Below are 13,577 nucleotides of genomic sequence, written 5' to 3' on the forward strand. Positions count from 1 at the left end.
TTGGTAATTGGGAATAGAGAGAGAGAGATTCAGGAAAAAATATCTATCCGTGTATCCGTGATTTCCGTGTCGTGCTGTTGGTTATTTGTTATTTGTTATTTGTTATTTGTTACCCATGCCCAATGCCCCATTACCACTATTTTAATCATCTCGAAAACCCGGATCATTTTCTCGCGATGTCGATCGACTAGGCGCAGGTACATTAATCACTTGCGAAAACCCAGAATTTGCGGACGAAATATTGCTGTCTCTGAATCCCAGCAGCAATTGAGCATCGGCAAAATACCTAGTCCACTGTTCGATTCTCGCATCTTTTTGCCAGTCGTGGCGCGATACTCTCGATCGCAAAACTGGAACTCTTTGTCGGCTGCGATCGGCTGTAATGATGATTGTAACTTCTGTTAATGCCGGATTTTCTTGAAACTCGCGGGCGATCGACTCTTTCGCTAAATCTTCCGCCTGCTGCACTAAACTCGCAAAAGATTGACTGCCGTCCGAATCTAGGGTAAGGTAGCGCTCTTTTGTTTCAGCCAAAGCTATCGATATACTTGCTGTTAAACTGATAATTGCTAGAATGACGGCCGACAATAAACGTATGTACAAATTCATTATGTTTGAAACTAAATACTAACACTTGTCAATCATAATCAATAAAAATTAACATCTTATTAAGTTATGATTAAAATAATATTTTGTATAATCAGATTTTGCGGACAATAGGGCTTGTAAGCTAGATAACTAAATCTTTCTTTATTCTTGCTTTTTCCCCCTTCCCTCTTCCTTCTTCCGACTTCCCTCTTCCTTCTTCCTGACATCCGTGACATCCGTTACACAATCCGTTGCCGAACCTTCTTCTTTATGAAACTCACAAAAAGTGCGATCGCCCTCGGTAGCAACTTAGGCGACTCCCTCGCCACACTCTCTAGCGCGATCGTAACCCTCAACAACACCCCAGGAATAGCAGTAAAATCTCATTCAAGCTGGTATCAAACCGCCCCCGTGGGGCCGGCGCAACCCGATTACATCAACGCCTGCGCCATCCTAGAAGTTGCGCTACAACCAGAACAATTGCTAGCAAAATTATTAGAAATCGAGATAAAATTTAATCGAATTCGCCGAGAAAAATGGGGGCCAAGAACCCTCGACCTAGATTTGCTGCTGTACGACAATTTAATCCTAGAAACTCCGACACTGACTCTACCTCATCCCCGGATGACCGAAAGAGCTTTTGTATTAGTACCTTTAGCAGAAATTGCCCCGGATTGGGTGCATCCGGTGACGAAAAGTGCGATCGTCCAACTCCTGCAAACCGCAGACTGTTCCGGAGTGCAAAAATTGCAACTGTAAAAATTGAGTACAATTCAGGGATCGTACCAGTTTCAAAAAAAATGCAACCGTAGGTAAGCTCCAAACTGTGATAGTTATCAGTCATTCCCAATCAAAAATCAAAAATCAAAAATCAAAAATCCTATGATATCGCCTATGATGTCTTAAATCGGTGCCATCAAACATTATTCGCTTGTCGCTTATGTCGATCGGTCAAGAACTACCCCAACTCCTCAAACAACGCCTATTTTACCAAGGGCGCAAATTTAACTTTGACGTAGCTACTCTCCGTCTTCCCAACGGTTCTGAAGGCGAGTGGGAATGTATTCGCCACCCGGGCGGAGCACTTGCAGTTCCCGTCACACCCGAAGGTAAACTCGTCTTGGTACGCCAATATCGCTTTGCCACAAAAGGGCGAATTTTAGAATTTCCCGCTGGTACAGTCGAAATCAATGAAAATCCCGCCGAAACTATTAAACGCGAAATCGAAGAAGAAACCGGATATCGCGCCGGAAAATGGCAGAAATTAGGGCAATTTTTTCTCGCCCCCGGTTATTCCGACGAAATCATTTATGCTTTTTTAGCCCAAGATTTGGAAAAACTGGAACAGCCGCCAGCACAAGACGATGATGAAGACATTGAAACAGTTTTATTCACGCCGGAAGAATTAGAAAAAGCTATCTTAGCTGGGGAACCAATTGACGCGAAATCAATTTCTAGCTTTTTCTTAGCCCGTCCATTTTTGAGTTAAATAGGACGGACAGAAAAAACCCGGTTTCTTATAAAAATCGTGCGTCAAACCGATAAATCTTAACTTAGAAACCGGGTTTTTGAACCCGCGTGTGTCCAGGACTGTAAAATCTAAAATCTAAAATCTAAAATCTAAAATCGAATGTCTGATATATCCAATCTAATTTTATTTTGGCACCGCCGCGACTTGCGTATTTCTGACAACATCGGACTGGCAGCAGCGCGCCAGCAAAGCCCGAAAGTAGTCGGAATTTTTTGTCTCGATCGCAATATCCTAAATCGCGATGACGTAGCGCCAGCTAGAGTCACCTACATGATCGGCTGCTTGCAAAAACTCTCCTCGCGTTACAGGGAAGCAGGCAGCCAATTGCTGATAATTCAAGATGATCCGATCCTAGAAATACCCAGATTAGCAACAGCTATAAATGCTCAAGCAGTATTTTGGAACTGGGATGTAGAACCCTACGCAAAACAGCGCGATCAGTCCGTATCAAACGCCCTCCAACAAGCAGGAATTCAAGTTCAAAATTTCTGGGATCAACTGCTGCACGCCCCAGATGAAATTCGCAGCGGTACAGGGACTCCCTACACAGTTTATACACCATTTTGGAAAAAATGGAACAGTAAACCTAAAGCCCAACCAGTAGAGACACTGCCGATAACTTATCTGGAATTAATGACCGGCTTAACCGCCGAAGAACAAGCAATCGCCAACCAAGCAGGTGCAATGGAAACAGTGCCAACAGCCTTGAGTTTGGGATTTATTTGGGAAAATCCATTAGTAATAGAACCCGGAGAAGATGCAGCGCAACAAAAATTAGAAGAATTTTGCGATCGGGCAATTTACCAATATCAAGGACAGCGCAATTTCCCCGCCATTAACGGCACATCTCAACTCAGCGCAGCCCTCAAATTTGGTGCAATAGGCATCCGCACTGTTTGGCAAGCTACGCAGATAGTAATGGACACTTGCCGCAGCGAAGAAGCGTCTACAAGCATCCGTACTTGGCAACAGGAAATAGCGTGGCGGGAATTTTACCAACACGCCATGTATAACTTCCCAGAATTAGCAGACGGCCCCTATCGTCAAGCATTCAAAGACTTTCCTTGGGAGAACGATGAAAAACTCTTTCAAGCTTGGTGTCGAGGCAAAACTGGCTATCCTATTATCGATGCAGCAATGCGGCAGTTAAATGAGACAGGTTGGATGCACAATCGCTGCCGCATGATAGTCGCCAGTTTCCTCACCAAAGATTTAATTATTAACTGGCAGTGGGGTGAAAAATACTTCATGCAAAAATTGATAGATGCCGACCTTTCTGCTAACAACGGCGGCTGGCAATGGAGCGCATCTAGTGGCATGGATCCGAAACCTTTGCGAATATTCAATCCGGCGAGTCAAGCTCAGAAATTTGACCCTGAAGGGGAATATATTCGGCACTGGGTTCCAGAATTGCGTCGCGTTGATACTAAAGCTTTGCTAACAGGAAATATTTCCCCTTTAGAACGCCGGCTTCTTCATTATCCCTCTCCGATCGTAGATCACAACGAGCAACAGCGCAAGTTTAAGGAACTGTACAGCCAGCAAAAAAATTAAACATCACACCCAGAATCCCGACTTGTTCAAGAAGTCGGGGTTCTAGCTGACATTATGACATACGATTTACGCAATCATCCCAGGTATGGGGGCAACCACGGGGGTTTGACCCTACAAAACATATATATTGAGGCTGAGCCTAAGTCCTGTTACCTACCTAATTAATCTGTGATATCATGTTCTATTAATTAGCATTAAAAAAGTTTTTTGTAGTAAGGACTTTAGTCCTATCCTCACTCTAGTTGAGGGCGGTCGTCCTCACTAAAAACTATTAAGGGTTATATAACGGAGAAATTTTCATGATTCAAACCATAATCAAATCGATAACATTTGAAGAATTTTTGGAATGGTATCCAGATGGAACAGGACGTTTCGAGCTACGCAATGGAGTAATAGTTGAGATGAACCCAAATGGCGAGCATGAGGAAGTTACAGGTTTTCTCATCCGAAAAATTAACGTAGAAATTGACCGTTTAAATCTTCCTTATGTAACACCGTCAACTTATTTTGTCAGACCTCCAGAAACGACCACGGGCTACCAGCCTGATATCATAGTCTTAGACAAAACAGCTTTAATTTCAGAGCCACTCTGGAAAAAATCATCAGTTATTTCTCAAGGTAGCTCTGTCAAGCTTGTTGTCGAAGTAGTTAGCACTAACTGGCAAGATGATTACCTAGTAAAAGTGGCTGAGTATGAAAGATTGGGTATCCCGGAATACTGGGTTGTGGACTATGCTGCTTTGGGCGGCCGGCGGTTCATAGGTAATCCCAAACAGCCTACTGTCTCGATTTACCAGTTGGTTGATGGGGAGTACCAGGTTAGCCAGTTCCGAGAGGGCGATACGATTATTTCGTCTGCCTTCGGGGAACTTAATCTGACTGTTGAGCAGGTTTTTAGCTCTATAACTTAAATAAATCGGAGGTTGAAATGGTAACGCTGCAATTAAGACAAATCAGTGTACCCCCAGGACATAGAGTGCTGTTCCATGATGTCAACTGGCAGGAATTTGAAGCAATTTTAGAAGAGCTGGGAGAACACCGTGGCTCTAGAATAGCTTACAGTCAAGGAACTTTGGAGATTAGGATGCCACTACCAGAACATGAGAAAGCTAAAATCATTATTGGCTATTTAGTGAAAATTCTGTTTGAGGAACTAGAAATCGAATTTGAACCATTTGGTTCGACGACTTTCAAGCGAAAAAGTATGTTACAAGGAATTGAACCTGATGAATGTTTTTACATTCAGAATTACGCTCTAATGATTGGTAAAAAGCGGATCGACTTAACTGTAGATCCGCCGCCTGACTTAGCAATTGAAGTCGATATAACTTCCAAAACTCAACTCGATGCTTACGAAGCTTTGGGAGTACCTGAAATCTGGCGATATGAAAATAAAAAGCTTCAGATTAATGTGCTTCAAGAGGGGAAATATGTTGAAGCGGAAATTAGTCCGACTTTTCCCAATCTGCCAATTATTGAAGCTATTTCTCAATATTGCGAACAAAGCCAAACAGTGGGTACGAGTCAAACTCTCAGATTGTTTCGGAAGTGGGTTAAAGACCAAATACAAAATTGATATGAAATCGCTATTCCACGCACTGGCTGTTAGAAATCCGGCTTATTTACGATCGCCAAAAAGCCCAGTTTATGACAGCAAGCCTCCTAATTCCCTTGTATTTTTAATTTCGCTTTTGGGAAATAGAGAGAGTGTAAGGGTGTTGACCTTGAGCTCGATCGCCCACAAAAATAACATAAGTCCCCTTGTCCCCATAACCGGAAAATTCTACATTCCCCGCAGCAGCATTCGCCGGCAGCACGCAGAAACGCCCCCTCGGCCCCTGAATCATCAAACTCGGAGCTCCAGCAGTTTGTACTGCAATCCGCCAGTAAGGCAAATCCTGCGTTACTTCAATGACGTGGTTCGGCCCTTGAGAGACAAAACCGCAGTCGCCGCTATTGTTCGGGCCGCCGGAAACTCCAGAAACTCCCAGCGGTTCGGGAAATCCCGGAGCAATTTGTAGCGGTTGGCTCCGAAGGGCACCGGCATCCGCTAAAATCATTGCCAAGGCTACGGTCACGATCGAGCTAAACCACAGTTTGCCGCGATCGCCCGGATAATTTATCTTCATGTTTCCTCACACAATGGCATTTGGTTCTAGTTCTTTGACGGTAGGGGATAATTGCGGTTCCAAACACATTAATCTAAAATAACTTCGGAATTTTTTTATGAATCCTCAAAATAACTTCAATTGGCAGCAAGCGTTCGGAGAACTAAAAGCTAAAGTAGAACGATCGCCGCTCATCACACAAAATTCAGACAGCTATCAAGCCGTCGGAACCTTATACAATCAATTACTCGACAAGTTTCAAAGACTCCCCAAACCTGGGCAGGTGGCAGCCTTTGCCGTCGGAGCGATAATTGTCCTGACAGTCTTCAATAGTGTCGTACAGCTAATTTCAGCGCTGATGACTCTTGCCGTTCTCGGAGTGCTAATCTACATAGCGTATAAATTGGCAATTTCCCCCCAGTCCTCAAATACTAACGACAAATAATAGGAATTTCTAAATATGGCTAACCCCACCGCGCCCAGCGGCATCAATCAACCAGATCCGTCTTGGCAAACACAATCCAAGCAAATGCCACTGCTGGTTCGCAGGTGCGGCGCTTGGGCTGTGGAAATTTCGTTAATTGCGGCCAGCGCCCTCGTTCCCTTCAGTATCGGGGCATTGGTCAACAAGGAAACTGAAACCGTGCCGCTCAATTCCTCTGTAGCAGCAGCATCCGAAACCGTCGCCCGTACCTTGGGCATACCCGTGCGCGATCGCAGCCCCAGAGTCGCACCCCTAACTAATCTATTCTGGTCAGGGGCACTGCTGGCACCGGCAGTTTTAGCGGGGTGGCAACTGTTTTTGCTCGCCAGAACAGGTCAAACTCTCCCCAAACGCTGGTTCGGCGTCAAAGTTGTCACAGCGTCGGGTACTCCTCCGGGTTTTGGACCCGTGCTAATTCGCGAAAGTTTGGGGCGCTGGGGAGTGCCTCTGGGCGTCGCTTACGGCATTTGGCGCTTGAGCGGTGCGTTTCCGGATTTGCTGATTTTAGGGGGGCTGAGTGGCTTGGCAATGCTCGCAGACGGCGCGGTTGCGTGGCGTTACAAACGGCAAGCGGGACACGATCGCCTCGCGAATACTTTGGTCGTCAATGCTCGATCGAATCAACTGTCTGACAATCCTGTCAAGAGTCCAGATTGGACTGAGGAAGACGCGCAGATTGCGGCTTTGGTTGTGACTCCACAAAGTGGCCTGAAAGCAAATGCCAGTTTGTGGAATTGGATGCGCCAACACCCAGGCACAACTTTAGTGATAGTTACCGTCGGCAGCGCCGGATTGATTTTAACTTTGTTTGTCGGCACTCTCATCTACACTCAAAGTCAAGCAAATATGCGGGATTCGCGGCAGCGGAACGACGAATTATTTGTAGCTTTAGTTAGCAAATTGTCTCCCACATCGGCTAGCGGGGCATCGGGCAGGCGATCGGCTATTTTGGCTTTGGGGGCGGTGGAAGACTCCCGCGCCGTACCTCTGCTAGCGGATTTGCTCGCTCAAGAAGACAACCGCGCCATGCTGGACGCGATCCAGCAAGCTTTAGTCAGTAGCGGCCCGAAAGCTTTGCCTGACTTGCAGCGGTTGAATCAGGCCCTCAGCAACGACCTCGATTCCCTGCGCTTTGGCGGCAAGGCCCCGGAACGCGAGTTAGCGGCCGCCCGCCAGCGAACAGTACAAAGGGCGATCGGCAAAATTCTCACAGTGTATAGCAGCCAACTCAAGGGCGTGGATCTCAGCCGCACGGATTTAGCTCAAAGTCCTGCCGGCTCATCTCAGTTTACTTTAGTTTTAAACAAAGTTGACTTGTCGGGAATTAAGTTGAGAAATGCCAATTTAACCAATGCCAGCTTGCAGGGAACTCGCTTTTACGGCACCGGCGAAGACAGGCGTCCGGGTACATTTGACGATTGGATTTCTGACTTGAGCGGCGCTAATTTGGAAGGAGTAAATTTGACCGGGGCGTCCTTGAACAGTGCTGTAATGAACGGGACTAATTTTGTGCGCGCTGTCATGAACAAAGCTAATTTGTCAAACGGCAATTTGAATTCAGCTAATTTCAGCAGTGCTATTTTAATTGGAGCAAATTTACAGGAAGCACTGTTAAAAAATGCCCGTTTTACCGGAGCAGATATAGGAAGTGCGAATTTTTCGCGAGCAGATTTGTCAGGTGCACGTTTGGGCAAAGTGAAGGCTCAAGGCGCTCAGTTGTCCTTGACAAATTTGTCTAAATCGGAATGGCAAGGTGCTGATTTATCCGGTGCTGATTTGAGCGGCGCAAACTTACAAAATGCCAATTTGACTTCGACTAAACTCGCCAACGTGAATTTAAAAGATGCTCAGTTGCAAGATGCGAATTTTCGGAATGCGGAGGTGAGTTCGGTTGATTTTAGGGGCGCGAATTTAGCGGGAGCGGATTTTAAAGGCGCTGTGTTTCTGGGGAAGGCAGCTTCGGATCAATTTATTCAAAATCCGACTGGTAGTAAATCCGGTCGATTCCTAGGAGTTGATTTTGCGGAGGCTAAGAATTTAGATAAAAGTCAAATTGCTTACATTTGTTTGCAGGGGGGGGGTCATCCGAAGTGCCCGCAGAAGAAGTAAGGATTGGTTGTTAACGAGTAGGCTAATACAGTTGATCAACGAACAGGTAGGGTAATTATGAGCGTTAAGCGAATCATTTATCTCATCCTAGCAATTCTGGGCCTTGTACTGCCTTGGTACTATAACTTGCAGTTTTTTAGCAATGCTGGCTTGCTGGACTTTGTAACCGAGAGTTCGGCTAATCTGGCTGCGAAATCGGTAAGCTTAGATTTGTTGATTACAACTGTAGCAGGAAGCACTTGGATGTACGCTGAGTCAAAACGATTGGATATAAGTTTTGTAGGGCTGTACATAATTCTGGGTTTGCTTGTTTCGTTTTCATGTGCTTTCCCGCTTTTCTTGTTTGTGCGGGAAACCAAGCTGGAAAAATCAAGTGAAGTCTCAAGTTGAAAAGTTGTTTAACAGGTTAGTGCCGCCCAGCACAATAATTCGGTGCAGGCGATCGAGGTATTATATAATTTCCGCTAAAATCACCGTTATAGGTTTGTAGTGAGGACGGAAGTGCTGAGAATTTTATGAGGAGGAAATTCCTCACTACAAACCAACGTGATTGTTGTCGTTCGAGGGGACATAATATTAATACCAATTTCACTCATTTCTTGCTAAAAAATTTTTGGTTTAGTTTCATTCCCCCTGCCAAACCTACTACTGAATTGTTTATTGAAGTTGCTATTAAATCGTTCCCGGTTGCATCGGTATTTGTTCAAATGTCCAAACAGTTCGTTATCCCGAAAGCATAATTTTAGCCAACAGTCAACAGTCAACAGTCAACAGTCAACAGCCAACAGTCAACAATCATGAGGAGTACAACCGGAATTGAGATTACGCAATAGCATCCGAACTGGCAAGAGTCTCGAATTGCGCCAATAGCATTGCATCACCACTATTTGGAGCTCCAAAAATTTTAGGTAACTGGCCTGTTTCAGCTAGAACTTGTCTCACTTCTCGGTTAGATACATCGGCTAGATTTTTGTTATTTAGAATGGCATTAACCGCAGCGATACCCACACCTTGACCAACTGCGGCGTTGAATTCAACAATTCTGCCGACAGAACAAGCAAACCCTTCAAATCCAGAACAGGGACTGACCACTGCCAGGTTAGGAACGTTTTTAATTAATGCGTGGCGGATGCCAACATTAAAGATAGGGTGTTTAAAACTCAGACTTTTAAACCATCCTAGACGAGTTGCTTGATCGCGAATACCCTGGATGCCTCCGCGTACATCAAAATGATAGCTAAATGTTGCCAGGGCTTCATTAGCAGGTACGCCACCTAACAGCATTTGTGCGCCAGTTAAAGGTTCTACAACTCCCGTCACATTGCCAGCGTGTCTGATATAAAGTTCTGAGGCAGAAGTAACAGAAGTAGCGCCCAAACTCCTCAGCCAAGTTGTAATAAATAAAATCTCTCTTTGCATATTAGCCGTGGGTTTGCTCCCGTTTCTAGCTAAGGCTTCCGCTTCGCTGGCGGTGACTGCAAATAAAAGCGCATTCCACGAAAGTCTGTCATTTGGAAGTATGGCTATATTTCCCTCATCTAAAATTACGCCAGTTTCAGAAAAAGATAGTTTTCTTCCCCTAAAGGAGTGGTAAGCTACAGACAGAGCCGGCGAACGAACATCGATGTAATCGTTACCCGCCCACAGAGTTTTGAGATTGCCTTGAGTGTCTTTCATTTCCCGCCGGAGTTCTTCTGCTAGTTGGGCATCCTTGTCGGCAGCGTACAGCAAAAATTTTTGACTCTCTGAATCGGCCAGGTTGGTGAAGCGTTTTAGATAAATGTAATCGAGTTCTTTCAGTGCTCTTGCACTGAGTCCTTGGGTTTCAAAAACGAGGGTGACTGGAAGTTCTGAGTTAGGCAGACCAAATGTTTCAAATCCCTTCAGCTTTCTCACACCTGCTGCTTGAGCTAATTCGGCATTGACAGTGGCATCAATAAATTGCTTGCCGGCATAAACTACGCCTTTAGAGGTGGTTATACTAGCAATTTTTTGGCCTTCTTTAGTGACTGATTGAATTTCTACTTTGCTGAGGAGATCTGCCCCAGCTTTTACCAGCATTTCTTTCAGCGCTGCACTGGCTTTGCGGGGGTCAAGTGCAATTGCCTTAACGCCGGATTTTTGTAAGAATTCTTTATAGATTGTCGCCGGTGAACCAAAGGTATCTAACTTTAAAGATTGTTGAAGTTCTTCACTAATCTGACTTCTATCTAAATAAGCAAGACCGCCTCTTACCAAATGCCCGCCAATTCCTTCTTGCAAGCTTGCTTTCGACATCAGTAGAATTCGCGGATAACGCTTTGTTCGGCGAAGATATTCTCTGGAGGCAGAGATAACAGCTAGAACTCCTGGAACTTCATCACCAAAACAGATGACATCGTAATAACGCACATCCATGACCATTATTTAATAACCTCTCGTGATTTTCATATTTTAGAGCTAAATTTCAATGTTTTTTTACCGAAAGACGCGTTACAGACCGCAGAACAAGGCAAAAAACCCGGTTATGAAGGTTTTGATGCGTTCAGGACTAATTAAAATTGCTATAGCAATCCTAAATGAATCGTAAATTTTTTACCCCACCCCAACCCTCCCCGAACCCGCGGGGAGGGAGTAAGAAATTCACAAATGATTTAGGATTGCTATATTACGCAACAGCATCCGAAGTGACAAGATTCTCGAATTGCGCCAATAGGATTCCATCAGCATTATTTGCCACTCCAAAAATTATAGGTAACTGACCTGTTTGGGCAAGAACTTGTCTCACTTCTCGGTTAGATACATCGGCTAGATTTTTGTTATTTAGAAGGGCATTAATCGCTGCGATACCGACGCCTTGACCAACGGCGACGTTGAATTCAACAATTCTGCCTGCAGAACAGGCCAACCCTTCAAACCCAGAACAGGGGCTGACCACTGCCAGGTTAGGAACGTTTTTAATTAATGCGTGGCGGATGCCAATATTGAAGGTAGGCTTTTTAAAAGCCATACTTTCAAACCATCCTAGACTGCTTGCTTTCTCGTTAATACCCTCGATACCTCCGCGGATATCAAAATAATAGCTAAATGTTCCCAGTGCCTCATTAGCTGGTACGCCACCTAACAGCATTTGTGCGCCAGTTAAAGGTTCTACAACTCCCGTCACATTGCCGGCGTGTCTGATATAAAGTTCTGAGGCAGAAGTAACAGAAGTAGCCCCCAAACTCCTCAACCAAGCTGCAAGAAATAATATCTCGTTTTGCATATTAGCCGTGGGTTTGCTCCCGCTTCTCGCTAAGGCTTCCGCTTCGCTGGCGGTGACTGCAAATAAAAGCGCATTCCACGAAAGTCTTTCATTTGGAAGTATTGCTATATTTCCCCGATCTAACATTATGCCGGTTTCAGGAAAAGATAGCTTTATTCCTCTAAAGGAGTGGTAAGCTACAGACAGAGCCGGCGAGCGAACATCGATGTAATCTTTTCCCGCCCACAGAGTTTTGAGATTGCCTCTAGTGTCGATCATTTCCCGCCGGAGTTTTTCTGCTAGTTGGGCATCGTTGCCAGCAGCGGACAGCAAAAATTTTTGAGCGTCTGAATCGGCCAGGTTGGTGAAGCGTTTTAGATAAATGTAATCGAGTTTTTTCAGTGTTCTTGCACTGAGTCCTTGGGTTTCAAAAACGAGGGTGACTGGAAGTTCTGAGTTAGGCAGACCAAATGTTTCAAATCCCTGCAACTTTCTCACGCCGGCCGCTTGAGCTAATTCGGCATTGACAGTGGCATCAATAAATTGCTTGCCGGCATAAACTGTGCCTCTAGAGGTGGTTATACTGGCAATTCTTTTGCCTTCTTTATTGACTGATTGAATTTGTACATTGCTGAGGATATCGACTCCAGCTTGTAACAGCATTTGTTTCAGGGCTGCACTGGCTTTGCCGGCATCAAGTGCAATTGTCGTAACACCGGATTTTTGGAGGAATTCTTTATAGATTGCCGGCGGTGAACCAAAGGTATCTAAATTTAAAGATTGTTTAATTTCTGGACTAATCTGACTTCTATCTAAATAAGCAAGGCCGCCTCTTACCAAATGCCCGCCAATTCCTTCTTGCAAGCTTCCTTTAGACATGAGCAGAACTCGCGGATAACGCTTTGTCCGGCGACGATATTCTCTGGCGGCAGAGATAACAGCAAGAACTCCTGGAACTTCATCACCAAAGCCGATGACATCGTAATAACGCACATCCATGACCATTATTTAATAACCTCTCGTGATTTTCATCTTTTCGAGCTAAATTTCAATGTTTGCCCTCAAACTCTCTGTTTTTCCCAAATCTAGCTCCATCTTTCCTGATTGATTGTTTTGATAAATATTCACACATTCCTGGACGTAGCAACTGGGTTTTTTCCCGAAAATCCTGCGTTGAGGGCGATCGCACTCCGTTGAAAAACCCGGTTTCTGAGCGTCAACAGTGTGTAAGTCTTGTAGCCTTTACTGCCATCAGGTCAGATTATCAGGATCTATCCCCAACTCCCGCAATCGCTGAGCTAGTCGATCGGAACGTTGGGCCAATCGATCGGCGCGCTGCGATTCCTGTTGGGCGAGTTGCGCTGATTCTTTCACCTGTTCTTCAGGAGTCAGATAACGTTTTCCCTCTGCATCGTACCAATACAACCACTCCCTTGTCACCCCAGAATAATTGCCCCTTTCACAACCAATTCCTAAACTAATCTCTGGCATCCAAACTGGATGTCCTGGCTGTAATTCATACTTCCCATTGACTAACTTATGTACTTCCAAACGGGGTTTACGGCGGCGGCGGGAAGAATAAATGACGTAATAAAGTACGCCTAAAGCTTGATATTCCTCCAACTTTGCGGTGTATTCTTTCCGATAAGTTGGGGAAACTACTTCCAGCACAAAAGTCGGCAGAACATTTTCATCCCACAGCACGTAACTGGGACGTAATTCTTCATCATAAAACCTTTCTACACCTAAACTTAAGAAAGCATCTGGCACAATGGCCGGTTTGTCGGGGTGAGAATAGATACCCATATCTATGCCAAAAAACCAGTCCATGCGTTCTGCCCAAAGTATTAGCAAGATTGCTTTTAACAACCCCGGTATTAGTTCTTGCAGTTCGTTATCCACAGGCGTTTCATCCGAGTCTGGTAGTTCATCGGCGGAGGGCAAGTTCCTCGGCAAGTTGTACTGTAACATTGCGGCTTT

General features: G+C 45.0%; 13 protein-coding genes. 8 read left to right on the forward strand and 5 right to left on the reverse strand.

The annotated features are described in order from the left end of the window. Positions 1–141: 141 nt before the first annotated feature. Positions 142–609, reverse strand: a complete 468-nt coding sequence (locus tag QUB37_RS01130) for a hypothetical protein (RefSeq protein WP_333158285.1) — start codon at positions 607–609, stop codon at positions 142–144. Positions 610–858: 249 nt separating this feature from the next. Between QUB37_RS01130 and folK the strand changes: the two genes are divergently transcribed. The 5 genes from folK (at position 859) to QUB37_RS01155 (ending at position 5,249) form a co-directional block, all read left to right on the forward strand. Then, the gene (gene folK, locus QUB37_RS01135) at positions 859–1,347 is read left to right on the forward strand and encodes a 2-amino-4-hydroxy-6-hydroxymethyldihydropteridine diphosphokinase (RefSeq protein WP_333158287.1); all 489 of its coding nucleotides are present in this window, start codon (positions 859–861) and stop codon (positions 1,345–1,347) included. Positions 1,348–1,528: 181 nt separating this feature from the next. Further along, positions 1,529–2,077 carry an NUDIX hydrolase gene (locus tag QUB37_RS01140; RefSeq protein WP_333158482.1) on the forward strand — a complete coding sequence of 183 codons (549 nt, stop codon included), beginning with the start codon at positions 1,529–1,531 and terminating at the stop codon, positions 2,075–2,077. Positions 2,078–2,227: 150 nt separating this feature from the next. Then, complete coding sequence (locus QUB37_RS01145) at positions 2,228–3,673, forward strand: FAD-binding domain-containing protein (protein ID WP_333158484.1); 1,446 nt, start codon at positions 2,228–2,230, stop codon at positions 3,671–3,673. A 299-nt stretch (positions 3,674–3,972) separates the two neighbouring features. Then, positions 3,973–4,584, forward strand: a complete 612-nt coding sequence (locus tag QUB37_RS01150; protein WP_333158289.1) for a Uma2 family endonuclease — start codon at positions 3,973–3,975, stop codon at positions 4,582–4,584. Positions 4,585–4,601: 17 nt separating this feature from the next. Beyond that, a complete protein-coding gene (locus QUB37_RS01155) occupies positions 4,602–5,249 on the forward strand; it encodes a Uma2 family endonuclease (RefSeq protein ID WP_333158291.1) in 648 nt (215 codons plus the stop codon). Positions 5,250–5,352: 103 nt separating this feature from the next. Here the strand turns inward: QUB37_RS01155 and QUB37_RS01160 are convergent, their stop codons facing one another. After that, positions 5,353–5,802, reverse strand: a complete 450-nt coding sequence (locus QUB37_RS01160; RefSeq protein WP_333158294.1) for a hypothetical protein — start codon at positions 5,800–5,802, stop codon at positions 5,353–5,355. 97 nt (positions 5,803–5,899) lie between these two features. Between QUB37_RS01160 and QUB37_RS01165 the strand changes: the two genes are divergently transcribed. The 3 genes from QUB37_RS01165 to QUB37_RS01175 are packed head-to-tail and all read left to right on the forward strand — an operon-like array spanning position 5,900 to position 8,764. Continuing rightward, positions 5,900–6,226, forward strand: coding sequence for a hypothetical protein (locus QUB37_RS01165; protein WP_333158296.1), 327 nt, complete (start codon positions 5,900–5,902; stop codon positions 6,224–6,226). A gap of 15 nt (positions 6,227–6,241) precedes the next feature. After that, positions 6,242–8,374, forward strand: a complete 2,133-nt coding sequence (locus QUB37_RS01170) for a pentapeptide repeat-containing protein (protein WP_333158298.1) — start codon at positions 6,242–6,244, stop codon at positions 8,372–8,374. Positions 8,375–8,431: 57 nt separating this feature from the next. Then, on the forward strand, positions 8,432–8,764 hold the full coding sequence (locus tag QUB37_RS01175; protein WP_333158301.1) for a DUF2834 domain-containing protein: 333 nt from the start codon (positions 8,432–8,434) through the stop codon (positions 8,762–8,764). A 432-nt stretch (positions 8,765–9,196) separates the two neighbouring features. On the opposite strand, the gene QUB37_RS01180 is transcribed toward QUB37_RS01175, so the two are convergent. The 3 genes from QUB37_RS01180 to QUB37_RS01190 form a co-directional block, all read right to left on the reverse strand. Next, on the reverse strand, positions 9,197–10,771 hold the full coding sequence (locus tag QUB37_RS01180) for an FAD-dependent oxidoreductase (protein ID WP_333158303.1): 1,575 nt from the start codon (positions 10,769–10,771) through the stop codon (positions 9,197–9,199). Between the two features lie 250 nt (positions 10,772–11,021). Then, positions 11,022–12,596 carry an FAD-dependent oxidoreductase gene (locus QUB37_RS01185; RefSeq protein ID WP_333158305.1) on the reverse strand — a complete coding sequence of 525 codons (1,575 nt, stop codon included), beginning with the start codon at positions 12,594–12,596 and terminating at the stop codon, positions 11,022–11,024. 252 nt (positions 12,597–12,848) lie between these two features. Beyond that, entirely contained in the window at positions 12,849–13,568 is a 720-nt protein-coding gene (locus QUB37_RS01190) for a Uma2 family endonuclease (protein WP_333158307.1), read from the reverse strand. Positions 13,569–13,577 lie beyond the last annotated feature (9 nt).

Source organism: Microcoleus sp. AT3-A2, assembly GCF_036705685.1.
Lineage (GTDB): Bacteria > Cyanobacteriota > Cyanobacteriia > Cyanobacteriales > Microcoleaceae > Microcoleus.

Bases quoted from the DNA above. Each gene is read 5' to 3' on its own strand.
- QUB37_RS01130 (WP_333158285.1), bottom strand. From the start codon at position 609: ATGAATTTGTACATACGTTTATTGTCGGCCGTCATTCTAGCAATTATC.
- folK (WP_333158287.1), top strand. From the start codon at position 859: ATGAAACTCACAAAAAGTGCGATCGCCCTCGGTAGCAACTTAGGCGAC.
- QUB37_RS01140 (WP_333158482.1), top strand. From the start codon at position 1,529: ATGTCGATCGGTCAAGAACTACCCCAACTCCTCAAACAACGCCTATTT.
- QUB37_RS01150 (WP_333158289.1), top strand. From the start codon at position 3,973: ATGATTCAAACCATAATCAAATCGATAACATTTGAAGAATTTTTGGAA.
- QUB37_RS01155 (WP_333158291.1), top strand. From the start codon at position 4,602: ATGGTAACGCTGCAATTAAGACAAATCAGTGTACCCCCAGGACATAGA.
- QUB37_RS01160 (WP_333158294.1), bottom strand. From the start codon at position 5,802: ATGAAGATAAATTATCCGGGCGATCGCGGCAAACTGTGGTTTAGCTCG.
- QUB37_RS01165 (WP_333158296.1), top strand. From the start codon at position 5,900: ATGAATCCTCAAAATAACTTCAATTGGCAGCAAGCGTTCGGAGAACTA.
- QUB37_RS01170 (WP_333158298.1), top strand. From the start codon at position 6,242: ATGGCTAACCCCACCGCGCCCAGCGGCATCAATCAACCAGATCCGTCT.
- QUB37_RS01175 (WP_333158301.1), top strand. From the start codon at position 8,432: ATGAGCGTTAAGCGAATCATTTATCTCATCCTAGCAATTCTGGGCCTT.
- QUB37_RS01180 (WP_333158303.1), bottom strand. From the start codon at position 10,771: ATGGATGTGCGTTATTACGATGTCATCTGTTTTGGTGATGAAGTTCCA.
- QUB37_RS01185 (WP_333158305.1), bottom strand. From the start codon at position 12,596: ATGGATGTGCGTTATTACGATGTCATCGGCTTTGGTGATGAAGTTCCA.
- QUB37_RS01190 (WP_333158307.1), bottom strand. From the start codon at position 13,568: ATGTTACAGTACAACTTGCCGAGGAACTTGCCCTCCGCCGATGAACTA.